General features: G+C 39.5%; 23 protein-coding genes. All 23 read left to right on the forward strand.

All coding sequences use genetic code 11. The features are described from left to right. Positions 1-242 precede the first annotated feature (242 nt). Positions 243-1,616 (forward strand): MFS transporter, encoded by a 1,374-nt coding sequence (locus HWV02_RS00930; RefSeq protein ID WP_211678094.1) that lies wholly within the window; start codon positions 243-245, stop codon positions 1,614-1,616. 1 nt (position 1,617) lies between these two features. Next, a complete protein-coding gene (gene ssb / locus HWV02_RS00935; protein ID WP_211678095.1) occupies positions 1,618-2,238 on the forward strand; it encodes a single-stranded DNA-binding protein in 621 nt (206 codons plus the stop codon). Positions 2,239-2,643: 405 nt separating this feature from the next. Next, entirely contained in the window at positions 2,644-4,458 is a 1,815-nt protein-coding gene (locus HWV02_RS00940) for a hypothetical protein (protein ID WP_211689471.1), read from the forward strand. A 279-nt stretch (positions 4,459-4,737) separates the two neighbouring features. Then, positions 4,738-6,651, forward strand: coding sequence for an EAL domain-containing protein (locus HWV02_RS00945; protein WP_211678097.1), 1,914 nt, complete (start codon positions 4,738-4,740; stop codon positions 6,649-6,651). Positions 6,652-6,802: 151 nt separating this feature from the next. Continuing rightward, positions 6,803-7,696 carry a type IV pilus biogenesis protein PilM gene (gene pilM / locus HWV02_RS00950; protein ID WP_211673672.1) on the forward strand — a complete coding sequence of 298 codons (894 nt, stop codon included), beginning with the start codon at positions 6,803-6,805 and terminating at the stop codon, positions 7,694-7,696. Further along, a complete protein-coding gene (locus HWV02_RS00955; protein WP_211678098.1) occupies positions 7,696-8,295 on the forward strand; it encodes a PilN domain-containing protein in 600 nt (199 codons plus the stop codon). Before pilM ends, HWV02_RS00955 begins: the two co-directional genes overlap by 1 nt. Beyond that, positions 8,292-9,095 (forward strand): glucose-6-phosphate isomerase, encoded by an 804-nt coding sequence (locus HWV02_RS00960; protein WP_211689473.1) that lies wholly within the window; start codon positions 8,292-8,294, stop codon positions 9,093-9,095. The genes HWV02_RS00955 and HWV02_RS00960 overlap by 4 nt, the downstream gene beginning before the upstream one ends. Beyond that, positions 9,088-9,432: an MSHA biogenesis protein MshK gene (locus HWV02_RS00965; protein WP_211673675.1), complete on the forward strand. Its 345-nt coding sequence runs from the start codon at positions 9,088-9,090 to the stop codon at positions 9,430-9,432. Before HWV02_RS00960 ends, HWV02_RS00965 begins: the two co-directional genes overlap by 8 nt. 15 nt (positions 9,433-9,447) lie before the next feature. Continuing rightward, positions 9,448-11,079 (forward strand): pilus (MSHA type) biogenesis protein MshL, encoded by a 1,632-nt coding sequence (mshL, locus tag HWV02_RS00970; protein WP_211689476.1) that lies wholly within the window; start codon positions 9,448-9,450, stop codon positions 11,077-11,079. Beyond that, entirely contained in the window at positions 11,079-11,975 is an 897-nt protein-coding gene (locus tag HWV02_RS00975; RefSeq protein WP_211689478.1) for an ExeA family protein, read from the forward strand. Before mshL ends, HWV02_RS00975 begins: the two co-directional genes overlap by 1 nt. Further along, positions 11,972-13,117, forward strand: a complete 1,146-nt coding sequence (locus tag HWV02_RS00980; protein ID WP_211689479.1) for a lipopolysaccharide assembly protein LapB — start codon at positions 11,972-11,974, stop codon at positions 13,115-13,117. The genes HWV02_RS00975 and HWV02_RS00980 overlap by 4 nt, the downstream gene beginning before the upstream one ends. After that, the gene (locus HWV02_RS00985) at positions 13,117-15,027 is read left to right on the forward strand and encodes a GspE/PulE family protein (RefSeq protein WP_211689481.1); all 1,911 of its coding nucleotides are present in this window, start codon (positions 13,117-13,119) and stop codon (positions 15,025-15,027) included. Before HWV02_RS00980 ends, HWV02_RS00985 begins: the two co-directional genes overlap by 1 nt. A gap of 66 nt (positions 15,028-15,093) precedes the next feature. Continuing rightward, the gene (locus tag HWV02_RS00990) at positions 15,094-16,308 is read left to right on the forward strand and encodes a type II secretion system F family protein (protein ID WP_211678104.1); all 1,215 of its coding nucleotides are present in this window, start codon (positions 15,094-15,096) and stop codon (positions 16,306-16,308) included. Between the two features lie 250 nt (positions 16,309-16,558). After that, positions 16,559-17,032, forward strand: a complete 474-nt coding sequence (locus HWV02_RS22950) for a type II secretion system protein (protein WP_211689483.1) — start codon at positions 16,559-16,561, stop codon at positions 17,030-17,032. 181 nt (positions 17,033-17,213) lie between these two features. After that, positions 17,214-17,723, forward strand: coding sequence for a prepilin-type N-terminal cleavage/methylation domain-containing protein (locus HWV02_RS01000; RefSeq protein WP_211689485.1), 510 nt, complete (start codon positions 17,214-17,216; stop codon positions 17,721-17,723). Beyond that, complete coding sequence (locus HWV02_RS01005; protein WP_211689486.1) at positions 17,713-18,279, forward strand: prepilin-type N-terminal cleavage/methylation domain-containing protein; 567 nt, start codon at positions 17,713-17,715, stop codon at positions 18,277-18,279. The genes HWV02_RS01000 and HWV02_RS01005 overlap by 11 nt, the downstream gene beginning before the upstream one ends. Next, positions 18,279-19,100, forward strand: coding sequence for a prepilin-type N-terminal cleavage/methylation domain-containing protein (locus HWV02_RS01010; protein ID WP_211689488.1), 822 nt, complete (start codon positions 18,279-18,281; stop codon positions 19,098-19,100). Before HWV02_RS01005 ends, HWV02_RS01010 begins: the two co-directional genes overlap by 1 nt. Before the next feature lie 33 nt (positions 19,101-19,133). Then, positions 19,134-19,547: a PilX N-terminal domain-containing pilus assembly protein gene (locus HWV02_RS01015; protein WP_255550576.1), complete on the forward strand. Its 414-nt coding sequence runs from the start codon at positions 19,134-19,136 to the stop codon at positions 19,545-19,547. Then, a complete protein-coding gene (locus tag HWV02_RS01020) occupies positions 19,544-22,789 on the forward strand; it encodes a DUF6701 domain-containing protein (RefSeq protein ID WP_211689490.1) in 3,246 nt (1,081 codons plus the stop codon). Before HWV02_RS01015 ends, HWV02_RS01020 begins: the two co-directional genes overlap by 4 nt. 101 nt (positions 22,790-22,890) lie before the next feature. Further along, positions 22,891-23,931 carry a rod shape-determining protein gene (locus HWV02_RS01025; RefSeq protein WP_211673685.1) on the forward strand — a complete coding sequence of 347 codons (1,041 nt, stop codon included), beginning with the start codon at positions 22,891-22,893 and terminating at the stop codon, positions 23,929-23,931. A gap of 60 nt (positions 23,932-23,991) precedes the next feature. Then, the gene (mreC, locus tag HWV02_RS01030; RefSeq protein WP_211689491.1) at positions 23,992-24,888 is read left to right on the forward strand and encodes a rod shape-determining protein MreC; all 897 of its coding nucleotides are present in this window, start codon (positions 23,992-23,994) and stop codon (positions 24,886-24,888) included. Further along, positions 24,885-25,367, forward strand: a complete 483-nt coding sequence (gene mreD, locus HWV02_RS01035) for a rod shape-determining protein MreD (RefSeq protein ID WP_211673687.1) — start codon at positions 24,885-24,887, stop codon at positions 25,365-25,367. The genes mreC and mreD overlap by 4 nt, the downstream gene beginning before the upstream one ends. Positions 25,368-25,405: 38 nt before the next feature. Beyond that, positions 25,406-26,035, forward strand: a complete 630-nt coding sequence (locus HWV02_RS01040; RefSeq protein WP_211689493.1) for a nucleoside triphosphate pyrophosphatase — start codon at positions 25,406-25,408, stop codon at positions 26,033-26,035. The last annotated feature ends 4 nt before the right edge of the window (positions 26,036-26,039 follow it).

Below are 26,039 nucleotides of genomic sequence, written 5' to 3' on the forward strand. Positions count from 1 at the left end.
ATTATTTAGCTATATCAATGGTTTAATGTTGGGGTTTGTTTTAATTATCATTGTATTAAGTATTAATTTTGGTGTTTTGTTTCAACCTACTTAGTTAATTCGGTATTTTACGGTTATTTTCGTTTTTTGTTAATGCTAAAGCATGATGACGTTTATTCTGGCTGTTTTAAATGATTTTTATTTTCAGCTTAGATGATGTGTTAATATGGCGCCGTAAATATTGAGAGGTTGATGGATTAATTATGGATAATGTAGCTTTATCTAAATTAGAGCAAAAAACAGCAGTGTCATTAGCATTGGTATTTGGTTTAAGAATGCTGGGCTTATTTATGATCATGCCCGTTTTTGCCATTTATGGACGTGATTTGATTGGCTATTCGCCATTGTGGGTGGGTATCGTGATCGGTGCTTATGGATTAACCCAAGCCATATTACAAATACCGATGGGACAGTTATCCGATCGGATTGGCCGTAAACCAGTTATTATTGCGGGTCTAGGCTTATTTTGTTTAGGTAGTATTGTAGCAGGTCTCGCAGATTCGGTTTATGGCGTTGCTTTTGGACGTGTATTACAAGGCACAGGGGCTGTTGCCAGTGCGATTCTTGCGTTAGCTGCAGATATTACCCGTGAACAACAGCGACCGAAGGTGATGGCTGTTATTGGCATGTGTATCGGACTTTCGTTTGCCTTTTCGCTGGTGGCTGGGCCTGTATTAGCGCAGTGGATTGGTCTTAAAGGCATTTTCTTTGTGACCGCAGTACTTGCCATTATCGGTATGCTTGTTGTGCATTTTATTGTGCCGAATGCAACAGCCAAAGCACCCAAAGGCGATGCGAGTACTAATCGTCATAAATTAAGAGCAATGTTACGTGATCCGCAGCTATTACGTTTAGATGCCGGTATCTTTTTGCTGCATTTAACCTTGACCGCTGTGTTTGTATCACTGCCATTTGAATTAGAATCGGCTGGGCTCGTTGGTGAGCACCACTGGTGGATATATTTCCCTGCATTACTGCTATCATTTGTATTAATGGTGCCAATGCTCATAATTGCTGCGAAGAAGAAAATGAATAAGCAATTTTTCTTATTCGCGATTGCATTGATGGGCTTTGCGCTTTGTGTGATGGGATTTGCAAATGGCAATTTATGGCTCTTTGCACTCGCTATCGTGTTGTATTTTACCGCATTTAACTTTTTGGAAGCCTCTTTGCCTGCCATGATCTCGATGTCGGCACCGGCTGGCGCAAAAGGCTCGGCAATGGGCGTCTACTCGACATCACAATTTGCGGGTGCATTTTGTGGCGGTATTATGGCTGGTAGTTTGTATTCTCAATTGGGGTCACAAGGTCTATTCTTTGTCATTGCCGCGGTAATGATAGTGTGGTTTGCTATCTCTTTAGGCTTAGAAAATGTTGGTCAGGTGAAAGCTCTCACCATTTCTGTGACCATTGCCAACCAAAGAGAAGCTGAATTAATCGCCGAAAAGCTAATATCGCTTTCCGGTATTAATGAAGCTGTAGTAGTATTAGAAGAGCAGGTTGCTTATTTAAAAGCGACCAAAGATTTTGAAATAGACCAGGCTTTGAACCTGGTTCGTGAACAGCACAGGAGCTAGCATGGCCAGTCGTGGCGTAAATAAAGTAATTATTCTTGGTAATTTAGGTAATGATCCTGAAATCCGCTCATTTCCAAATGGTGGCGCGGTTGCCAATCTAACGATTGCGACAAGTGAATCATGGCGTGATAAGCAAACTGGTGAACAGCGTGAAAAAACCGAATGGCACCGTGTTGCTGTATTCGGTAAACTTGCTGAAATTGCGGGTGAATACTTACGTAAAGGTTCTCAGGTATATATTGAAGGCGCATTACAAACACGTAAATGGCAAGATCAAAATGGCCAAGATCGTTTTACAACAGAAGTTGTAGTACAAGGTTTTAACGGTGTAATGCAAATGATTGGTTCGCGTCAAGGCGGTCAACAACAGCAGCAGGGCGGTTATAACCAACAGCCACAGCAACAGCAGAACCAAAATGCTGGTTGGGGTCAGCCACAACAGCCTGCAGCTGCACCACAACAACAAGGCGGTTATAACCAACAGCCACAGCAACAACAGGCACCGCAACAGCAAAGCTATGCTCCTAAACAGCAAGCTCCTGCTCCAGCGCCTCAACAGCAAGCGCCGCAGCAAGGTTTTAACGAACCCTCTGCAGACTTTGATGATGATATTCCGTTCTAGATCCCGTATTTATTTGAAAGTGTAATAATAAACACTTAAAATAGATGAAAGAGTCTCAAACCCAGTATAACTGCTGGGTTTTTTATTTTTATAATTAGTGCCACAGATGGGTATTAATCAGTTAAGGATATATTGAAAATATTAAGTTTTATTTCGTTAAAGTAGTAATCTCATGTAAGTGTTTGTCAAATTCAGGCGCTGTATCATTGAATTAAGGATAATTACATGGTCCAATTGCGCACAAATTCATAGATGGTTTTCATAAGTATATTTATAGTGTTTTTCCGATAAATTTCATATTGCAATTTAATCCTCACTTTCTTCATAGCTCATGGCTCATGGCTCATGGATAGGTGCTAATCACTCTACATAAAACTCGGATTAAAAATAGTTAAGGTTAAGATTATGTTATTAAAGCATACTAATATTGGCATTAAAATTAGATTATTATGGTATATCGTTTCACATAATATAATATTCAAATTTGATCGCGAGTCAGTTTGTAATAGAGTTGTGAATAATTATGTTAAGTTAGGTCGTTATGATAAAGCTATAAACTATTTTGAAGAGCTTTTAATGAAAAAGAAAAAGGAAGAGTATTACTTCCTTCTTTTAAACCTATACATTATGTCTAATGAGAATGAAAAAAGAGAATTGTTGGTTTCTAATTACAAAGAAACAATAAATTGTCGTTCTGATTTTATTTCTATGATGGATAAATTTAACGATAGTATTAATGATATAGATAAGTTCGTATATATTAATAATTATATAAAAAGCAAAGGTGCGACACCTGTTTTTATATTAACTGAGAATAGAGGTACGGCCTTAAAAAACAAATCAGCAGAAGAAAAAGATCTATTATCAAATCAAGATTTATACATTCGTAGTAGATCAGAATGGGTCAAAGAGAATAATCCTCCTAGTTATATAAAAGGGTTATATAGCGTTGAGCATAAAGATAAAATTAAAGAGTTGTATGGATTTAGTGCGCCTATTATTAAAGCAACAAAAATTCTGCATTCAGACTTTAATAATGGCATTGTTTCGGTTTCAAATGGTTTAAGAACAACAAAGTATCAGCCGAAAGAATCGAAAAAAAGAATTCTATTTTGTGGGTCATCCACAACGTTTTCTACAGGCGTAAGTGATGAGGACACGTTAGTAAGTCAAATTCAGAAAGAAGTTTCACTTTATCACGATGATATTAAGCTGGAAAATCATGGTATTTCTGGTATGAATTTACTGCTCGCTATAAATCACTTAACTCAAATAAATATCAGTAAAGGTGATGTTGTAGTACTTTTTGACTTTGATGAGTTTGGAACCTTTAAAGATGAAAGTATTAAAAAAATTGATTTAAATGATATTAAACGTGGTAAGGATTTCTTTACTGATTTAACTAAGCGTTCATGTCATTTTTCTCCCAAAGGAAACAAAATATTAGCTAAAATTATAACAAACGAATTCATCTTACCAAGCGCTATAGAAAAAGAAGTTGGACTGGATCCTAACTTGATTTTATGTCCAAAAATTTCAAAGGTGCTCGATAATTTTAAGTACTATTTATACAAGCAAACAGCCCAAACCTGTGAGTCGGGGGAGATGAAAGAATATCTTGATATGCTTGGTAAGCATACTGTTTCAAATGAACTGAAAGTCGGAAGTGTTGCAGTAAACTGTAATCCTATTACTAATGGACATATGCATTTATTAACGTATGCATCAGAGCAGGTCGATAAACTGTTCATTTTTGTTATTGAAGAAGATCAATCATTTTTCAAATTTAAAGACAGACTACATCTGGTTACTGAAAGCACAAAACATTTAAATAATGTTACGGTGCTTCCTGGTGGGAAATTTATTTGTACAGAGCTGACTTATCCTGATTATTTTGATAAAGATGAACAAAGAGAAGTCATCGCAGACGCATCTATGGAAGCTTGGTTTTTCTGCGAGTACATCGCAAAAAAACTAAATATTAAAACGATCTTTTTAGGTAATGAACCGACGTGTAAAGTGACTAGGCAGTACAACGAAAAGATGCAAGAACTACTACCTGATTACAATATTGATGTTGATATCATTGAAAGAATTTCGGCTGATAAGCAAGTTATCAGTGCCTCAAAAGTGCGAGCGTGCTTAAAAGAACGTGACTTTGAGACAATTAAAAAAATTGTACCTGCGCCGACCTATGACTTCTTAAAGAATAATTATTAGGTATCTCTAGAAGTATAATTCATAACTTGTGATTAGCTCAGTTGAATAAAATATATAAGCCTCGAATTTTTCGGGGCTTTTTTTGTTTTTCAGGAATTGTGCTATCGAGGGTTATGTGTACGCTTTGGTATTTTTTATTGTGTTAATGCCACATCGTATTAGTTTTTTATATGTTATTAAAAGCAGAATACAGTAGAATAATTAACTATATCGGCTATATTGTCGTTACATAATTTGTGTTTCATCATGGGATTCTGATATAGGGATGTATAGGAATATATGAAATTTACCAACAAACTGATTGGTTTTATTATTGTGTGCGTACTGTCATCTATTGGTGTGGTATTGTTGGGTGGTGGCGTTAGTTTACGTGGTCTTGCGATTGAAACCCAAAAGCAAAATATCTCACGATTGATCGATGTGATGGACGAGCAACTGGCGATGGAAGACAGTGAACCTCGTTTTGCATTCTGGCTACCTGAGCTATTACGTGCGCATTCTGTATTGCAACTGACTGTCGAAAAAGATGGCATTGTCAGTTACTACTTTGATGGGCGAGCGCCAGATACTGATGGTTTTATTCCTTTTCTCAAAGAGTATCAATTCGAATTAAAAGCGAATAGTGACTTTAAAGCTAAAGTTATTATGCTTTCACCTTACTATGCGATGGAATACCCCCCTGAATTATTTACCGGAGTGAGCACGGGTTTACTCATTGTTTTATTTGGTTTAGTCATTGCCATTAGACTGCTTAAAAAAGGCATGTATGGTGCTGAATTACTTTCTACACGCAGTTATAAAATTCTCAACGGTGATCATATTAAAGTGGCCGTTGGATCCGAATCTGAATGGCCAAAAGCAACCAGCCGAGCGTTTGATAAGTTAATTGCAGACTTGGAAGATACCAAGCAAGAGCGCAGTCGTTTTGATTCTTATATGCGTACTAACGCGTTTGTTGATGCCTCAACTGGCATTGGTAACCGTGATTTCTTTTTAAATCAGTTAGAAGCCATGTTATCCGATCCCGGTGTTAACGCTGGCACGATTATAAAAATAGAACTCTATGAATTATCGCAATTAAATTATAACCATGGTGTGGCCAGTGTTGATGAAATGGTTAAATCGGTCAGTGAACTGTTAAGTCAGTTTGTGGAGCGTTTTACTGGCTCTGTACTTGCTCGTTATCGTGGCGATCAATTTATTATTTTATTGCCTCGGATCACAGGCCCTGAATCTGAAATTGTGATGAAGCAGTTGTACAAATTACTCACACGAGTCAATTTATTCACGCCTGTGGATTGTGATGAATTATTTTATACTGGTGTCGCTATTTATAATTATGCTGAACGCGCAGAAGAAGTATTAGAAAGCGTTGATCAGGCATTAAAGATTGCGGTATTACAAGGTTGCTCTGGTTGGTTCTTGTATGAACAAGAAGAGAAAACACCGGTTTATGCGAAAGGCACTGTCAGATGGCGTGGGCTCTTTGAGCGAACCTTCAAAAATAATGCATTCTATTATGAGCAACAACTCATTTTAAGCATGGAAGATAAGCAGGTATTAGGTTATGAAATTTACCCAAGGTTAAAAGACGAGAATGATGAATGGGTTCATGCGGGGGTCTTTTTACCAATGGCAGAAAAATGTGGCGTACTTAAACGCATTGATCGGCTAACCGTAGAGCGGGCGATCTCGAATCTAGAGCAAGGTGAGCCTATTTCTTGTGGGATAAACTTAGATATTCAGAGTTATTTGGATAAACGTTTTATGCGCGCCGTTTACCTCGATATTATCCGCTTACCGGTGAGATTACGCGCGATGCTGAATTTTGAAATACATGAATATCAAATTAATCGTAATTTAGAGATGTTATTAGATCCCGTTAAAAATCTAAAAGCACTGGGCTGTTGTATCGCTGTGGATATGGTTGGTCAAGATGTGGTTGATTCATCTTATATTAAGAAGTTAGATGTCGACGTTATCAAAATTCACCACAGTTTAGTTCGTGATTTACATAAACGTCAAATTAATCAACTGGCGATCCGCAGTATCCTAGGTGGTACTGTTAATTTGGCTACTATTGTTATTGCGGTTGGTGTGGAATCGAAAGGTGAGTGGGATGCATTAAATAAACTCGGCATTTATGGTGCCCAAGGTTATTTTTGTAATAAACTCAGTGTATTGAATGAGTGACGAGGGACTTCAGTGTGATTCTTTTGCTATTTAAGTGTGGTATTATAGTGCTAGTATCACACTTTGCTTACTACTTAATGGCGATTAAAGTATGATCGTCATTGTTTGATTTATAAGCCATTATTCATTTATTTAGGTGCGACAGAGTTTTATGCGTATACCCTGGTTAAAAAAACAGAATATATCAACAAAACTGGGTATTTTCATTGCTAAACAGCGTGTCGATATCTGTGCATTATCGACAGGTAATGACGCGATATCAGTACTTGATTCAAGCGCATTTAGTGATGTTTCTGAACTTGTTAAAACACTGAATAACATGATTTCGAAACACAACCTGCAGGCATCTACTTGCCATGTTGTGTTATCAAATCAACTGTATCAGTTATTACAAATTGATAAGCCAAGTGTCCCTGATGATGAAATTGCCAGTACACTGCCTTTCATTGCGAAAGAATTTATCAGTGAGTCTATTGGTACCGTGGTATTCGATTATTTTTCGGTGCCCAATCAGAATAAGATTAACCTCGTCTATTGTGCGAAAAGTCTCGTGGAATTGATTGTTACCGCAATACAGCAAGCAAAACTTGAGCTGCTTACGATTGGTATTGAGGAATTAGCGACAGCGAACCTATTTAATACCAGTGCTGATGTGAATCGAAAAAGTACACAAATGTTAATTGCTCAACAGGATTATCAAGAAGTAAATTTGACGATTATCCACGATAACCAGGTTTATTTCTCGCGCCGTTTACGTGGTTTTTCTCGATTACGCGATCTAAAAGAGGATCAGCTTGATACTTCGTTGTTAGATAACTTTAGCTTAGAGATTCAACGCTCAGCTGACTTTGCGGTAAGCCAATTGAAATTACCGGAAGTGAAAGACATTAATTTAGCATTACCGAGTACTAGTTTAGAGCCGCTAATTGCACGTTTACAGCTTAATTTTACTATCCCTGTTATTTCATTAAAGCATGCCTATATTAGTGAAAATATTGATACTGGTTTCTTACCCGCCATTGGCGGCGCTTTGGAAATATTGTGATGAAAAATCGCGTAAATTTATATACTCAGGCATTTAAGCCAAAAAAAGAATATTTAACATTAACGCAAGCGGTGGTCGCTATCATTAGTGCGCTAGTGGTGATGTTAGCACTTGCTTATATGGCTGAGAATGACAAAGCTGTATTAGAGCAGCAAGTTAAATGGGCAAAAAACCAATTGATTGAACAAGAAGCTGAAGTGGCTGATTTATCTAATCAAGTATCACTGCATGTTCAAAATCCGGCGTTAATCCAACAATTAACGCTGTTAAAAACACGTTTACAATACCGTGATAAATTATTGGAGCAGCTCTCCAATTTAGCATTAGTACAATCTAGTGGTTTTGCTATTTTAATGTCTGATTTAGCACTACAACGCGACAGAGATATTCGTTTAAATCAAATACGATTATCCGGTGATCGTATGACGCTGACGGGGATAGCAAGAACGCATGAAGCGATACCCCGTTGGATCCGTAAATTCTCACAGGGTAAATCATTACAAGGTCGAGAATTTAACTTATTAAATATTAATCGAAATAGTGATGATGTGATCGCATTCACTTTAACTAACCAACTCGTTGTGGAGGTTAGTGAATGATGCAGCAACATTGGCTGACAATGAAAGCTAAGTTTACTTTATTATCAATGCGTGAGCGTTTATTGCTGGTTGGATCGCTGTTGATCGCGATTTTTTATCTTATTTATAGTTTTTGGTTAGAACCGGTTTATTTACAAAATCAAAAATCACAGTCAAAACTGGCTTCTTTGCAGCAGCAGCAACAACAATATGAATTTGATAAAGCAGAATTATTGCAAGCATTAGCGAGTGATCCAAATAAAGTCGTTCAGTTACGTATTACGCGTGCTGAATCTGAATTTAACAAGGCAAATGGTAAATTAACCGATTTAACGGCCGACTTAATTAATTCAAATCAAATGGCTTTGGTATTGGGTGATGTATTAAGCCGCGCCAAGCACGTAAAGTTGATATCGATTGAGTCATTGCCTGTGACGACGCTAACCGGTAATAATAGCGCGCTTGAAAAGGTCGAAGAGAAGGCCAAACCTACATTTTCGAGTTCGAGTGACCAAGATCTGAATGTGGATGGCATCATTAAGAGTGATGAAGTATCTAAAAATATTGATGCGGCGTTGGCTAATTCAGAAACATCGATAACCGTCACGGATGAGTCGGAGGTATTACTTTATCGACATGGTTTACGTATAACGATGACGGGGTCATTTTTTAATATTCAAGCCTATTTAACTCAGATTGAACAGCTACCAAAGAAATTCTATTGGGAGGTCTTTGATTATCAAATGCAAGACTACCCAACCGCGCAGGTAGTGATGGAGATTTATACCTTGAGTGTTAATAAGGAATTTATTCGTGGTTAAATTATTACTGCCAATATTCATGCTATTGAGTGTTGGTATCGCGCAAGCGGAACAAGGTGTGATTAACGGTAATATACTTGATGATCCAACGGGTCCTTGGGGGGCGGTTGAGCCTGTCATTCGTCGTCAAGCTAAGGCTAAAGTACCGATTCCAACCTTACAGGCCATTTTTATGCGTGATCAGACATATATTGCGATCATGAATGACAAAGAAGTACAAGCGGGAAGTTGGGTTTCAGGCTTCAAAGTACGCCGTGTTACCACTGATTTTGTGTATTTTGTACGTAACGATAAAGAATTTAGATTGTCATTATTTGGCAGTGAAATTAAACATTAGGGCTCAAATTTAATTATGAACAAGTTGTATCTTGCTATTATTTTAGGTGTGTTTTTAACGGGTTGTCAAACAACTCGTAGTTCACTTGAGCCTGTAGTCATTAAAGAATCAATCCAAGCAGAGCTTGATCGTGCAGACGCTCAATCAGACGCTTGGACTGTGCCTGATGATGTCAATGCTGAACTGTTACCTGAATTCGACGGTAATGACAGTTTGAATACACCTGTTATCGAACCGCGTATGGACATTGCGGCTAAATCCGTGTCGGCACGTCAGTTCTTTGGGTCCCTGCTAAAGGACACTAAATATAATCTTATCGTTAGTCCAGACGTATCGGGCCGTGTCACTGTGGTACTAAATGATGTGACAATTGCTGAGACGATGGATGAGGTCTCGGATATGTATGGTTATGATATCCAACGGCAAGGAAATACCTATCGCGTAAACGGTGCTGGTATACGTACTGAAATTATTCCAATGAACTACTTATTGATGAAACGTAATGGTTCATCAAACAGTTCTATCAGTTCTGGTTATCTAACCGATGGCGGCTCGTCGGGCAGTAGCTCGTCAGACGGTAACGATGATAATTCATCAGATAATTCATCGTCGTCAACAACGAGTAAAGGTACAGATATATCGACGCAAACGGACACTGATTACTGGACCGAATTAGAAAATACATTACTGGGTCTAACGGCAAATGAACGGAACACCCAAGTTGTGATTAGTCCGCAAGCGGGCTTGGTTACCGTACATGGCTACCCGAAAGATATTCGTAAGATAAAAGATTTTTTAAATAAAGCCGAGGAACATTTACAGCGTCAAGTATTACTTGAGGTGAAGGTGATGGAAGTGACATTAAATGACGGTTATGAACAAGGCATTGATTGGAATGTAAATAATGCGGGTGTTAAAACTAAATCATCGTTTGATTTTAATGCTTCAGATATTACCGATATTGCTTCTGGTGCTGGCGTATTAACGTTGGCGGGTAATGATTTCAGTGCTGCAATTAGTTTGTTAAAGACGCAAGGTGACGTGAACGTTTTATCTAGCCCACGTGTTACAGCGCTTAATAATCAGAAAGCTGTGATTAAAGTTGGTAGTGATGAATATTTTGTGACGGGTTATAGCACAACGGCATCAACATCAGCAGACAATGATCGGATAGATAGAAATGTTGAGATAACCCCCTTTTTCTCTGGCATCGCCCTAGATGTAACGCCGCAAATTGATAGTGATGGCGGTGTGTTATTACACGTTCACCCGTCGATTATTGAAGTAACCGATTCGATAAAAACTATCTCGCCAGGTGATGGTCAACCAATTGTACTTCCATTGGCAAAAAGTGAGGTGCGTGAAACGGATACCGTTGTAAAAGCGAAAAGTGGTGAAATTATTGTTATCGGTGGTTTGATGAAAACCGCTAATAAAGATTTAGTAGCGAAAGTACCATTTTTCGGTGATATTCCTTGGTTAGGCGAATTGTTTACTCGCCGTTCGCAATCAGTACAAAAAACAGAATTAATTATTTTAATTAAGCCTGTCGTGGTTGACCAAAATACATGGCGATTAGAGCTAGAACGCTCAGCTGAATTACTTGAACAGTGGTACCCAGCAGAACAAAAAAATGAGAAAGGTTAATGTATAACGCGCATTTTGGTTTGACGGAAGTGCCTTTTGGTCTGACGCCAAATACGCAGTTTTACCATCCTTTGGTACCGCACTTTGAAGCATTACAGGTTCTGATTACCGCACTTTCAAGTGGTGAAGGTTTTATCAAAGTGACTGGTGAAGTGGGTACGGGTAAGACGCTTATCTGTCGTAAATTACTCAATGAGCTAGGCGACGAGTATGTGATCGCCTATTTACCTAATCCGTACTTAACACCCAATGAAATGCGTACCGCGGTAGCGAGTGAGCTCGGTATTGATGCCAGTTTGGATCAACACAAATTAACAGAAGCGCTTAACCATCAATTAATTGCACTCTCGGCAGAAGTAAAACAAGTCGTCTTATTGATTGATGAAGCGCAAATGCTGCCTCATGAAACCTTAGAAGCATTGCGTTTAATCAGTAACTTAGAAACTGAAAGTAAGAAGTTAATGCAAGTTGTGTTGTTTGGCCAACCTGAGTTAGATACACGATTAAAACAAGATAACTTACGTCAATTACGCCAACGTATTACCTTTTCGTACCAACTTCGCCCGTTACTTATTAATGAAACGGCGAGTTATGTTGAACATCGTCTTACTGTGTCTGGCTATCGTGGTGCGCCTTTATTCGAACCTCGCGCATTACGCATGTTACACCAAGCAAGTGGTGGTATACCAAGATTAATCAATGTGTTAGCGCATAAGTGTTTAATGTTAAGTTATGGCTTGAACGTTCGTAAGGTCAGTGCGAAATTGGTTAAACTTGCCATTAAAGACACCGAAAGTGCAATTCAGCAACGTAATTTACGTTTGCCGATCTTAGCCAGTGTTCTTGTTATTGAGATGATATTAGTTATTTGGTGGTTTGGAGAATCAATGTTGTGAGTGTTATTAATCAAATGCTACAAGGGCTAGATAAAGGTGCCCAGCAACAACAAATACAACCTGACCAACGTGGTGCTGTCGTTGTTGCAGCGCCAGCACGTAATAATAACGTTATAATTTGCTTACTTATCGCGATTGTAATAATGGGGTTACTTGCTGCTTATCTATTTGTCCAAAAACAAAATATGACAGTTTTAGTCGCTCCAGTTGCAAACGCGACTGCATTACCTGTGATATCAGAAAAAGTACATATACAAGCTGAACCAGTGAAGACCGTTGTGCGTGTAAATGCTGAGCATTACGACGTAAATAAAGAGGTGGTCGCGAGTAAGTTACTTGAAAAATCGGTCGTCGCTAGCCCAGTTGTAAAGACAGTAACAGTGAGTGCGGCGAAACCAATGGCATTGCCTGTTACACCGCTTGCTAAGCCTGTTTACATTGAGCCTAAAGCGCTAACCCCCGTAAAGGCAAAGCCTTTAATTTCTGAAATGAAAAGTGTTGTGACCTCATCTAACGATAAGGCTGAGCAAGAGAGTACAATTTCAATTAAAGCGATTACTCGCACACCAGAGCAGCAAGCACAGCTATACGCAAAACAAGCTGAAGCGGCATTACTTGCTGGTGATAAAGCACGGGCCAAGCAGCTATTTAGCAAAGTGTTGATGTTAGATAAGCAGCATGATTTGTCTCGAGAAAAATTAGCCGCGATCTTATACGGTGAGGAACGTACGCAATTGGCTGTCACTTTGTTACAAGAAGGTTTAAGTGTATCACCTGAATACACGAACTTTCGCTTAATGTTAGCGCGTATTTATTTAAAGAATAAAAATAAACAACAAGCTTATTATTATCTTAAGCCTCACATGCCCGAGGTTGACGGTCATGTCGATTATTACGCCATGCTTGCCGGTTTAGCACAAAGTTTAGATGATTTAGATACAGCATTAATTGCGTATAAGAAATTGACCGACTATGAACCGAACCGAGCTAAATGGTGGTTAGGACTCGGTATTTCTGCCGACAAAGCGCAGCAACTCCGATTAGCATTAACGGCTTATCACACCGCACAAAACATGGGGCAGCTATCTGCTTCTTCACGTAATTATATTAATGCGCGTATTGCCCAGTTGGAGAAACAGTAATGACACAATTGAAATTAAAACAACGATTGGGTGATTTACTTGTTGGTGAGAAGATTATCAGCGAGGCGCAACTTGGTTTAGCACTCAAAGAGCAACGTAGTAGTGGCGGAAAATTAGGTTCGACACTGATCACCTTAGGTTTTATTACTGAAGAGCAACTGCTTAGCTTTTTATCCCAACAGTTAAATATTCCGTTTTTAGATATTTCGGCATTAAATATTCCACAGCAGACGGTATTGAAATTACCGGAAGTACATGCGCGTCGTCATCGTGCTTTAGTCGTTAAATCTGAAGATAATAATTTAACGGTCGCATTGAGTGATCCCGCTGACCTTTATGCCGTTGAAGCGATATCAAATCTACTTTCTCTTTACCAGTTAGACTTTGCCATCGTCAGAGAAAGCCAATTATTACCTGCTTATGACCGTTTATATCGCCGAACCAAAGATATTGAAGCGTTTGCTGGTCAACTTGAAGATGAACATAGACCAACGCAAGAGTTCGATATATTTCGTGATGTAGATGATGCATCTAACGAAGCTACTGTGGTTAAGTTTCTTAATTCAGTATTTGAAGATGCGGTGCAAATTGGGGCATCAGATATCCACATTGAACCGGATGAAAAAGCGTTACGTATTCGTTTACGTGTTGATGGTGTGCTACAAGAGAATATCCTTAATGAAGTCGCGATCGTACCGGCATTGGTATTACGCCTCAAATTAATGGCGAGTTTGGATATTTCTGAAAAACGTTTACCGCAAGATGGACGTTTTAATTTAAACGTTCGTAATCAATCGATTGATGTGCGGGTGTCAACCATGCCAGTGCAGTATGGTGAATCAGTAGTCATGCGTTTACTTAATCAAGACGCAGGGGTTTTCCAGTTAGAAAATACCGGGATGCCAACAGAGTTAATTAAACGTTTACGTAGTTTGATTCGTCGACCTCATGGCATGGTACTGGTGACAGGACCTACGGGTAGCGGTAAAACAACCACGTTATATGCAGCTTTAAGTGAATTGAACGAACCTGGTAAAAAGATTATTACGGTGGAAGATCCTGTTGAATACCGCTTACCACGGATCAGCCAAGTACAGGTTAATCCTAAGATTGGTTTGGATTTTGCCCATATTCTGCGTACTTGCTTACGTCAAGATCCTGATATTTTATTAGTAGGTGAAATGCGTGACAAAGAGACGGCTGAAATTGGTTTACGTGGTGCATTAACGGGTCATATGGTGTTATCAACATTACATACTAATGATGCGATTACCTGTGCATTACGGTTAATGGATATGGGCGCGCCAGGCTATTTAATTGGCGCTGCATTACGCGCAGTGGTTGCACAAAGGCTAGTACGTAAATTATGTGGCCAATGTAAAAGCACGCATGAACTGGCCAGTAGTGAGCAATATTGTTTAGAAAAAATCGCCAAAGAACCACTAGGTAACGCCCATTTTTATCGCAGTGTGGGCTGTCAAAGCTGTAACTATACGGGTTATCGTGGCCGGATCGGTGTATTTGAATTATTAGAACTCAATGATGCAATGTGCGATGCACTGCGACGTGACGCACCTGATGAGTTTGCTATCGAAGCACGCAAAACCAAATATTATCGACCATTAGTACTGTCGGCGCTGGATTTTGCGAAACAAGGTTTAACCTCTATCGAGGAAGTATTAAAACTGGCAGATGAACTTACGCTCGATGACAGAAGCAGCGACGATAACGCCAGTCAGGATGAATATAATACTGAACATATGATTACCAGTGAGGTATTAACGTCTGAGACCTTAGGTGCCAATATTGCAGGAAATATTAGAGAGTTAGATAAAGTTGATCGCGGTGATATTGAAAAGATTTTACGCTTGGCCGAAGTGGTTAGGGCATTGGACAGTAGTGGACAGTGAATAGAGCCGTAGTGGACAGTGAATAGGACCGTAGTGGTCAGTAAATAGGACTATTAAGGTTAGCGAATGCCAAATTTTAGTTATAAAGGCCGGGATATCCAAGGCAATGCCGTTTCGGGAGATCAAGAAGCGCAAAATCAAGATGTGCTTGTTGAATCATTAATGCGTAAAGGGATCACGCCTACGTCAATTAATGTATCGACAGGCAGCCGAGATATTGATTTTAGCCAACTATTTACACGGAAAGTCCCGCTGGAAGAGCTGGTTATTTTCGCGCGTCAGATGTATTCCTTAACCCGCGCTGGTATTCCTATGATCCGTGCGATTAAAGGGTTATCTGAATCGAGTTCTCACGTTAAATTGAAAGACGTACTTAATGATGTCGTGACGCGTTTAAATAACGGGACAACATTGTCGGCTGCGATGAATGCGCATCCACACGTATTTGCGTCTATTTTTGTGTCGATTGTCCGTGTGGGTGAAAATACCGGTCGCTTGGATGATTCATTTTTACAAATTTCTAATTATCTTGAATTAGAAATGGATACACGACGTCGTATTAGTAGTGCGATCCGTTATCCGATGTTTGTATTAATTTCGATTGTATCAGCGCTAGTGGTCTTAAATATTTTTGTGATCCCCACGTTTGCCAATATGTTTAGTAAATTTGGCGTCGAATTGCCGTGGGCGACACGTGCCTTACTGGCATCCTCTGCTTTCTTTGTGAATTATTGGTACTTATTAATCGTGGGTGTGATCGGCAGTATTTTTGCCTTCAAATATTATATTAAAACCGACAAAGGTAAATTGAAGTGGGGCTTGTTCTATATTCGCATCCCGATTGTGGGGCCTGTTATCGAAAAAACCCTGCTATCGCGTTTTGCGCGCAGTTTTTCGTTAATGCTTAAAGGTGGTGTGCCACTGAACAATAGTCTTTCACTGGTGGCATCAACGGTTGATAACGCATGGATGGAAGTACGTATCTTGTCTATGCGCTCAGGTATTGAAGAAGGTAAGAGTTTAACGATCACGGCGATTGAAAGCGGCATGTTTACCCCGTTGATCTTACAAATGATCTCGGTTGGTGATGAAACGGGCCAAGTGGATGACTTGCTATTAGAAGCCGCGCAGTTTTACGAACGTGAAGTGGATTATGAACTGCAATCGCTAACCGCTAAGATTGAACCAATATTAATTGGTATTGTTGCCATCATGGTATTGATTTTAGCACTGGGTATTTTTGTCCCTATGTGGGACATGATGGGTGTTGTACAAGGTTAACTTGCAGGCTCTTATTCTCAGTGGTGTTTCTATGGGCATATTTTATGCCCTATGGTGATATTCAATATTATCATGCTTAGTCGAACTATTATGATTTCGCCACATTAACTTAAATAAAACTAGTGAAAATATTATTTTTTTGGCATAGTATCAAAAAATATACAGCTTCGTACATTAATGTAAATTATATGGACGTGTTGTCATGTTTATGTCTATGTAATTTATCAACAAAGTGAACAGGAGTTCAAATATGAAAAAACAAAATGGTTTTACATTAATCGAATTAGTAATCGTAATTATTGTACTAGGTATCTTAGCGGCGACAGCTGTGCCTAAATTTCTTAACCTGCAAGATGATGCAAAAGTATCTGCAATGAAAGGCGTAGAGTCTGCACTACACAGCGCTGCTAACATCGTTTATTCTAAAGCGGCTATTGATGGTGTTGAAAAAACAGCTGACTCATCTGTAGAGGATGCAGGTGCGACTATTGAAACTGTTTACGGTTATCCTGAAGCGACTTTAGCTGGTATTAATGCTGCTATTGAAGTGAGTGGTTTCTCATCAAAAATACCTACGACGGCAGATGCTCAAGGTGCTACTATTACTTTTTGGAATGGTACTGCATCAACAGCAACAGATACTTGCGTTAGTTATGTACAAGCAACATCAACAGCACGTTATAAAGTTGTTAGTGAACTTTGTAATACGACGATCCAATTATAAACTGCTTCTTAAAGTAGAGAAAAGGCTTACTTCAGTAAGCCTTTTTTATTTCCAACAACTTCTTGATTAATACCTGTTATTAATGCAAACCTCTTGATTTTATAATACTATCAATACTCAGTATGGGAAGGGATCTAATACTTAGCATCCACAGTCATTAAGCCATGAGGTGCTATAGCATATGTATAAGAAGTCGGGCTTTACCCTCATTGAACTCGTGATTATTATTTTGCTAACAGGTATTTTAGCGGCAACCGCGATCCCTAAATTTAACGGTAACGATGGTTTTGAAACACAAACGTATCGTGACCAGTTACAGCAATTACTCAAAACCGTGCAACAACAAGCGATGAGCTGTGGTAGTGACTGTCGAACTTCCCGTGCAACCAATCCTTACGCTTGTAACCGCGTTGTTATTACTGCCAGTCGCTTTGGTATTCCAACAAATTGTGGTTCTGGATTACCAACCTCATTTACAGCGCCACATTTGGGCATGAGTACGGCTGAGGCGAATAGTACTAAAGTCGGTTTCAGCGTTACTCATACCGCAGATACTGGCATTATTGAGTTTGATGAATTCGGTATTGCCAATGGTTGTAGTACCCGTAATCGCGGTTGTAATATCTCGATTATTGGCGAGCAAACGTTATCACTGCGTATCGAAGCACAAGGTTTTATTCATGAAAACTAATTCAACGGCAAGACCAGCTAAGACGCGGCATCAACGTGGTTTCACCTTGATTGAAATTGTGGTTGGTATGGTGGTGTTAGCCATCTCGTTAGTGATTGTCACGGGTATCTTCTTGCCGCAAGCCAACAATACCGTCACGCCTATGTATCAAATTAAAGCAACGGCGTTAGGCAAGCGCATCATGGATCAAGTATTGATCCGTTATTATGATGAAAGGAGTACGAGCTCTGGTCGCTATATTCGTTGTGGTGAGGAAGTGTCTTGTAGTTCAGACTTAGGCACTGAAGGCAGTGAAGTTCGCTCGACACCGAATAATTTTAATGACGTTGATGATTATAATATCTACTGTAATAATAGTGATCCAAGTGCAGCATTGGCTTCCTTTACGAATGAGTACCCTGGTTACGGTTTGCAAATTTGCGTGTCGTTTGCGGCAGATAAATTTGATTCTAACTCTATTTCGGGTGCGATTAACGTAGCGAAAAGAATCCGAGTGACCATATTTATGCCTAATGATGAGGCTATCGAGTTAACGTCATTTAAGGGGAATTACTGATGATTAGGCTTAAATCGCCACAAGGCAGTCATGCAGGATTCACCTTAATAGAATTAACCATGGTGATCCTTTTATTAGGTATTATCGGTATGTTCAGTAGCCGCTTTATCAGTTCTAATGTCGTATTATATCAAACATCGATTAATCAGAATGAACGTTTAAACGATGCGCGATTTATCTTTAACCGACTGGATAAAGAGCTTAACTCTGCTGTTGCGTTTAGTTTAAGAATTAATACTACAGGTAATTATTCCTGCATCGACTTTGTGCCTTTTACCGCCGCAGGGCTGTATATTGGTAACGTTAGCGGACTGTCTAAGATGTCATTAATCATGGATCGTCGAACTAGGGAAAATACAGGCAGCAATGAAAATGATTTTAGCGGTCAATATGTCAGTGTATTGACCACCAATGCTGATGATTTTTATTCATTGCCCTCGAGTACGGTTGCGGAAATAACAAATTATGTCCCTGTGCCTGGTGCTAACCCAACCCAAGCTGATTTAACGTTTGGCAGTAACTTAAGCAGAGATTCATTAGTCTCACGGTATTTCATTGCCGAGAACAAAGTGCAATATTGCTTACTCGCCATTGGTGATTCAATGCGTTTGTTCCGAAATCAAGCGCCATTATCAGCACAAAATTATACCTTAGACAATCGAGTCTTGATGGCTGATGATCTGAGTGTTGATAGTGCGATGAACTTGACATCGGCCAGTCAATTTAGTCATGCAATTTTAAATCTTAATTTTGGTTTTAAATTGCGCGACGACAGTGTACTTCGATTCGATCATCAATTGGTGATAAGCAATGTTCCATAATGATATACCCTACAAAACAGTGACGTTAACACTATGCAGATAAGTATCAAGCAACAACAAGGTAGTATGCTCGTTATTGCCTTATTTATTATTGTGGTTATGTCTTTATTAGCTGCAACCTTAAGTCGAGTCCTGAGCTCAACCGCTGATAGTGTGGCGAATGAAGTGTATAGCGCTAAAGCGTATTATGGGGCTGAAAGTGGAATGGATTATGGCATCTATCAGGTCTTGAAACGTAAACAAGCGTGTGCCAATTTTCCTAATGCCCCCACTGATTTACAGTTTGATATCAGTAATGAAGTCGGATTGGAAAACTGCAGTGTTACGATCACTTGCCAAAGTATTCCTGTTAATAACAGCAGTTTGTTTTATCTCACTTCCACTGGCAATTGTGATGGTGGAAAAATTATTGCTGAGCATAAAATTGAAGCGGAAGTGAAGTTATGAAATTGAGTTTGTATTTACAAGAAAGACCTGGTTCTAAGCTGCGATTCGTTATTGCTTTTATTATTAGTTTGTTATTCCCCCAATCAGCTTTTGCCGACATAGTATTAAAAGGCAGAATGAATATTGGTGATTACACCTATAAGGCGATGGGGCCTGAATATCTTGTAACCGCGGACCGTACTCAGAATGGGAATTTGAGGAATCCTAAACCTAATAACCCTGTACATTTCAACTTAACTGAAGCTATAACCCTTACCGGAATTAATATTCCTAGTGCTTCAGGTATCGGAGGACAATTATACTTTGTAATCTGGAAGGCCGGAAGTAATACACCTGTAGTCAATACTCGATCAGAACTGGACAGCTATAGTTCATCATTAGCACTATCTGTATATTTGCCTAAAGGTGATTATGAACTCGCTATTGTTGGGCAATGTTATAATTGGCGTGACGACCTCATAGGTTGGAATCAATATTGTAGCGACTTTGATGATTTTAGTTTTAAGGATATAACTTTAAAAACATCTTTTGGTAATACGGATAGCTTTTCTTTTATTCAACGACGCCATATTGGTGATAATAATGGGAGCCACGTTGGTTATGCTGGTCGTTGGTATCCAAACAAGAATGAAGGTGAACGTGTGGTATATAAATTCACACCAAGTAAAGGTTCAACCTTAAAGGACATTACGATGTATAATTATCGTGATGTGTATACACGCTACAATTCGATTCAGCTAACTTTACTTAAAAATAATCAGTATATCGATTCTACTTATTTATATACCTCGCGCTCTAATGGTGACTTCACTTGGCGTTTAAATAAAGTACTAACAGCAAATACTGAATATGAGTTACAAATAGAAACAACATCTTATGGTGATTCTGACGATATGTCCTGGGATGATATTGTTATTAAGCTTGAGCCATATTCTCCTCCACCTGATCCTATTAAACATTATCGGTTAACTTTCAGTGATCGCGCATTAACTTGTGAACCTGCAATTGTCAGCGTTCAAGCCTGTACCAATAATTTCCAATCAGGTATTGCCTGTGTTGAATCGACGCGTTCGACCAGTCTTACCTTAGTCGCAGATGCGAAAAGCAGTACTGACAGAATCTCTAAGCCAAGTGGTACTTTTACGGGTACAACCAATATTAATTTAGGTTACTTAAAAGAAGATGATTTAACCCTATCGTTAACAAATACTAATAAGAAATATAAGTGTAATGGTACGAGTAACTGCGATATTAATTTTGCTGATACCGGTTTTTTCTTTAGCTATGATAATGCTGATGGCAGTGACGATATTGCCAATCAAGTTGCGGGTGTTAACTTTTCAACCCCCATTAAACTGGATGCTTTTTATAATAAAAATGGCCAATGTAAGAACATTTTTAAAAATAATGAAACAATCCCGGTTAAGCTGGGCGTTCAATGCCAAGAGCCAAATACTTGCTCACCTTTAAATTTCGTCACTAATTCGGTGAATCTTGGTAAAAATAACGGAAATGAAGAAAACCATTACAGTGCGGTTGATTTAGCATTTAGTAGCAATATCACTCGGATCAATACAGCACAGTATCAAGATGCCGGTAAAATAAATTTAATCGCCAGCTATACGATTAATGATAATAGTAATGATTTGAATGGCTTAACAATCAAAGGGAAAAGCAATCAGTTTGCAGTGAGACCCTATAAATTTAAAATCAAAGCCACGCGTCATAATGGTGATATAAGAACAGAACTGACGGAGCAGGATAACAATGTATTAAGGCATGTACATAAAGCAGGTAACATTTTTACATTTAAGATCGAATCGCTGAATGCAGACGGTAACATTGCGTCTAATTATGTCCCTAATTCAAATGATAATTTACGTATAAAGTTAACCCGTTCTATGCCTACAGCAGACTTGTTTGAAGGGGAATTTAGTTATGCAAAAAATAAGACGCTATTAACTTCGACCTCGGCAACGTGGGTTGGAATGCCTGGCTTGCCAATCTTTGAGAAAGGTGTCTATCGCTTTGCTGACTCGACTTATAGTGAAGTCGGTGCAATTCAAATAAATGTGAAAGACACTGATTACTATGGCATGAGATTTTCTGTTGATGATAATCTTTCGGTAAATTCTAATGGTACTGAGATAGGCCGTTTTATTCCATCGCATTTCGAATTAGTGTCATCGGCAGTGTATAATTATATTGGCTCTCACCGCTATAGCCCAACAGATTATGATTATGTATTCCCTCAAAATTTAACGAGTTATGCTGCAGGAACGACAGTTTTTCAGCCTAAAGACAGCAAGGTTTATGAGTGTCGAAAACCACCAAACAGTGGTTTTTGTGTCCAGTGGAGTAAAGGTTCAAACCAATATGAACCTGGTATTGGTACTAATTGGAACATGGCATGGACTTTACGCATATCGCCAGATAGGGGGGCCGTATTTACTTACATGGATCAACCTGAACTCTTATTTGACTATCGTCTTGAAGCGCAAAATAGCGCAGGTCTCGTGACAAAGAACTACAATGGCGATGATAAAGCGACGGTTAGTTTTATTGCAAACTCGGATGGCTTAGATTTATCTCATCGTCTAAAGGATTATGGCGGGGCTTGGGTCAATGGTGCTTATATACCTGGTGATATGCCGGATTATGGTTATTTTTCTCGAGATTCAGCTGGACCTGATGGACCTATGATGAATACTCTTTTTGGTATCAGCATTACTGATAAAGATGGTGTTGTTCTTAATGATTTAGATATTCCAGCGGCGCAAGCAACGGCACGCCAGTTATCTTCACAAGCGACTGAACTACGCTATGGCCGTTGGACGGTTGCTGATGGATACGGACCAATGTCGAATGATTTTGCCACAACCATGCAACTTGAATATTTTGATGGCGCAAACTTCATTAAGAATAATGATGATTCTATAACGGACTTCGATTTCGTAGATGCGACGCTAACGAATATTTCTTTAGGCGGAGTGCCACCTGCAGCTGAACATTTACCAGCGCTTTCAGGAAAAGGAAATTTTATCAACGGTATCACGCAAGGGCTAATCATTGCAGCGCCGAATCTAAATGGTGAGGTTAAACTTGATTATACCGTTGATGATTGGTTTAAATATAACTGGGAAGATGGTCATGTTGGTTTTGATCAATCACCCTCTGCGAACATCGTATTTGGCTTTTTCTATGGTAATGATCGAGTTATTTACCGAAGAAGGTTAAATTAATAGTTTGTCGGTCATAAAGTCTGATAAACTTGCCTCATTCATTGCGCATTGGTAAAGTTAACCGATCCTGCAACATTTTACTTTTAGGAATGCCCATAGCCATGTTTAAGAAGTTAAGAGGCGTATTCTCTAGCGATTTATCAATCGACTTGGGAACAGCAAACACCCTTATTTATGTTAAAGGTCAAGGTATTGTCCTTGACGAGCCTTCAGTTGTTGCGATCCGCCAAGAGCGCGGTGCAAATAAGAGTGTTGCCGCAGTTGGTACAGCTGCAAAGCAGATGCTAGGTCGTACACCTGGTAATATTGCCGCTATTCGTCCAATGAAAGACGGAGTAATAGCAGACTTTTTCGTGACAGAAAAAATGCTACAACACTTTATTAAACAAGTGCATGATAATAACTTTTTCCGTCCTAGCCCGCGTGTTCTTGTGTGTGTACCTTGTGGTTCAACGCAAGTAGAACGTCGTGCTATCCGTGAATCTGCACAAGGTGCCGGTGCACGTGAAGTATTTTTAATCGACGAGCCAATGGCGGCGGCGATTGGTGCTGGTTTACCTGTTTCTGAAGCAACTGGTTCTATGGTTGTTGATATAGGTGGCGGTACTACCGAAGTAGCAATCATTTCACTAAATGGTGTTGTTTATTCTTCATCAGTACGTATTGGTGGTGACAAACTGGATGAAGCAATCATCAGTTATGTGCGTCGCAACTATGGTAGCTTAATTGGTGAAGCTACTGCTGAACGTATTAAGAAAGAAATTGGTTCTGCATACCCACTCGACGAAGTTGTTGAAATTGAAGTGCGTGGTCGTAACCTTGCAGAAGGTGTGCCACGTAGTTTCATCCTAAACAGCACTGAAATTCTAGAAGCATTACAAGAACCATTATCGGGTGTTGTGAGTGCTGTAATGACAGCGTTAGAACAGTCTCCACCAGAGTTAGCGTCGGATATTGCCGAACGTGGCATGGTGCTAACGGGTGGCGGCGCGTTAATCCGTGGCCTTGACCGTTTATTACTTGAAGAAACTGGTATTCCTGTTGTTATCGCTGAAGATCCACTAACCTGTGTGGCTCGTGGCGGCGGTACAGCATTAGAAATGATTGATATGCACGGTGGTGATCTTTTCAATTACGATTAAGCTCCTGATTCAATAATCCTATAGGGTGGCGGGCGCGCCACCCTTTGAGAACTCCACTTAATGAAACCTATTTTTGCTACCTCAACATCGTTACAACTGCGTTTATTCTTTGCGGTTATCGCTTCTTTCTCATTAATTATTTTTGATTCTAAATTTGATTCATTTTCAAATGTTCGTGTCTATTTAAATACCGCGGTATCACCACTCATCTATGCGGCCGATATACCCAGTGAAATGCTGAAAGGTGTATCCAATACCGTTGTTACTCGCCGAGATTTAAAGAAACAAGTTCAAGAGCAGCGAGAAAAACTATTTATTCAACAAGTTCAGTTGCTTGAATTTAAACATTTGAAAGAAGAAAATAAACGCCTGCGTGCTTTACTTAACTCCCCTGTTCATGCCGATCAGCGTAAATTAGTGGCTGAAATTATCACCGTTAATTCCGATCCTTTTTCCTTGCAAGTGGTGATTAACAAGGGAGCGATAGACGGTATTTATATTGGTCAACCGATATTAAATGAACAAGGTGTTGTTGGCCAAATTGTCGATGTATCTGCGACATACAGCCGTGTATTGTTGATTACTGATATTACTCATGGCATTCCGGTTCGAGTACAGCGTAATGACATTCGTGCGATTGCCAATGGCAGTGGTGAATTAAACAGTCTTACGTTACCTTATGTTCCGCATAGTACCGATATTCAAGTTGGTGATGTGCTAGTCACCTCTGGCCTTGGTGGCGTATTCCCTGAAGGTTATCCCGTTGCTACAATTACCGATTTTACTTATCAAATGGGCCAACCTTATGCGCAAGTTGAAGCAAAACCGATTGTGGCATTAGAGCGGATCCGCTATGTATTACTTATTTGGGATGATGAAGAAAATACAGCTGACAATAGCACTGAAAATAATAATGTTGAATCGCCGACAAACGCTGATAAGGAAGGGACATTATGACATATGCTAACGGTCGTTTTAAAATAATTTTGACCTTAATCATCGCGTTATTACTCACGGTATTACCTGTACCTGAGCCTTTAAATAACTTCCGTCCTGATTGGCTGTTTTTGGTATTGGGTTATTGGTGTATGGCTCTGCCGTATCGCGTCAATATTGGTTATGCTTGGATCACGGGATTGGTGCTCGATCTGTTATTAGGTGCGCCGCTCGGCATTCATTCTTTAGCGCTGTCGATTGTCATCTATATTATTGTGATGAATCATCGTTTGATCCGTAATTTATCATTGTGGCAACAAGCATTAGTTGTAGGCTTTTTAGCAGGCTTAAATAAGCTGGTGGTATTTTGGGCTGAAAAATTACTTTTTGATATAACAATAACACCGATGTACTTATGGTCAATCCTAACCACAATGTTAATATGGCCATGGATATTCTTGATTTTACGTAAAATTCGCCGTCAGTTTGCTATTAGTTAGTGGGCATAAGATAGCTTAATCGTGCAGAAGATAATAAGATGAAAAAGATAAACATGTACTTAGCATCACAGTCGCCGCGTCGCCGCGAATTACTGACGCAAATTGGTGTCGAATTTTCGGTGTTAGCCGTTGAGGTTGAAGAGCAGCAACAATCGGGCGAACTTGCTGCTGATTATGTTGCTCGATTAGCACGCGATAAAGCGCAAGCTGGTACTGTGGTCCTAGAAAATGCTAACGCCGCGCAGGCAAACACTAGCGCAGCAGCTGAATATGTAGTGTTAGGTGCCGATACCATCGTGGTATATGCTGGACAAGTGTTAGAAAAACCGGTTGATGAAGCAGATTCGAAACGTATGTTGAGTTTATTATCAGGTCATGAACATGAAGTGATGACCGCCGTTGCACTTGCCGATACCAACCGTTGCTGGGTTGAAGTTGTGACTACCCAGGTACAGTTTCGAGAAATATCAGCCACTGAAATGCATGATTACTGGTGCACCGGTGAACCCAGCGATAAAGCGGGGAGTTATGCGATCCAAGGTATTGCAGGTAAATTTGTTAGCCATATGAGCGGCAGCTATAGCGCTGTTGTCGGCTTACCATTAATGCAAACAGAGCAGTTAATTCAAGCCTTTAAGGCAGAGCAGAATAAAGTAATGAAGGGCTAAATAA

Origin of the sequence: Moritella sp. 28 (assembly GCF_018219435.1) — a bacterium.
In the GTDB taxonomy this organism is placed as follows: Bacteria; Pseudomonadota; Gammaproteobacteria; order Enterobacterales; family Moritellaceae; genus Moritella.

Coding starts and splice junctions, on each gene's coding strand:
- mreD (WP_211673687.1), top strand. CDS start 24,885: ATGACATATGCTAACGGTCGTTTTAAAATAATTTTGACCTTAATCATC.
- HWV02_RS01005 (WP_211689486.1), top strand. CDS start 17,713: ATGAAAACTAATTCAACGGCAAGACCAGCTAAGACGCGGCATCAACGT.
- HWV02_RS00945 (WP_211678097.1), top strand. CDS start 4,738: ATGAAATTTACCAACAAACTGATTGGTTTTATTATTGTGTGCGTACTG.
- HWV02_RS00975 (WP_211689478.1), top strand. CDS start 11,079: ATGTATAACGCGCATTTTGGTTTGACGGAAGTGCCTTTTGGTCTGACG.
- mshL (WP_211689476.1), top strand. CDS start 9,448: ATGAACAAGTTGTATCTTGCTATTATTTTAGGTGTGTTTTTAACGGGT.
- HWV02_RS01015 (WP_255550576.1), top strand. CDS start 19,134: ATGCAGATAAGTATCAAGCAACAACAAGGTAGTATGCTCGTTATTGCC.
- HWV02_RS01020 (WP_211689490.1), top strand. CDS start 19,544: ATGAAATTGAGTTTGTATTTACAAGAAAGACCTGGTTCTAAGCTGCGA.
- HWV02_RS00940 (WP_211689471.1), top strand. CDS start 2,644: ATGTTATTAAAGCATACTAATATTGGCATTAAAATTAGATTATTATGG.
- HWV02_RS00955 (WP_211678098.1), top strand. CDS start 7,696: ATGAAAAATCGCGTAAATTTATATACTCAGGCATTTAAGCCAAAAAAA.
- HWV02_RS01025 (WP_211673685.1), top strand. CDS start 22,891: ATGTTTAAGAAGTTAAGAGGCGTATTCTCTAGCGATTTATCAATCGAC.
- HWV02_RS01040 (WP_211689493.1), top strand. CDS start 25,406: ATGAAAAAGATAAACATGTACTTAGCATCACAGTCGCCGCGTCGCCGC.
- HWV02_RS00985 (WP_211689481.1), top strand. CDS start 13,117: ATGACACAATTGAAATTAAAACAACGATTGGGTGATTTACTTGTTGGT.
- HWV02_RS00990 (WP_211678104.1), top strand. CDS start 15,094: ATGCCAAATTTTAGTTATAAAGGCCGGGATATCCAAGGCAATGCCGTT.
- HWV02_RS01000 (WP_211689485.1), top strand. CDS start 17,214: ATGTATAAGAAGTCGGGCTTTACCCTCATTGAACTCGTGATTATTATT.
- HWV02_RS22950 (WP_211689483.1), top strand. CDS start 16,559: ATGAAAAAACAAAATGGTTTTACATTAATCGAATTAGTAATCGTAATT.
- HWV02_RS00960 (WP_211689473.1), top strand. CDS start 8,292: ATGATGCAGCAACATTGGCTGACAATGAAAGCTAAGTTTACTTTATTA.
- ssb (WP_211678095.1), top strand. CDS start 1,618: ATGGCCAGTCGTGGCGTAAATAAAGTAATTATTCTTGGTAATTTAGGT.
- mreC (WP_211689491.1), top strand. CDS start 23,992: ATGAAACCTATTTTTGCTACCTCAACATCGTTACAACTGCGTTTATTC.
- HWV02_RS00930 (WP_211678094.1), top strand. CDS start 243: ATGGATAATGTAGCTTTATCTAAATTAGAGCAAAAAACAGCAGTGTCA.
- pilM (WP_211673672.1), top strand. CDS start 6,803: ATGCGTATACCCTGGTTAAAAAAACAGAATATATCAACAAAACTGGGT.
- HWV02_RS01010 (WP_211689488.1), top strand. CDS start 18,279: ATGATTAGGCTTAAATCGCCACAAGGCAGTCATGCAGGATTCACCTTA.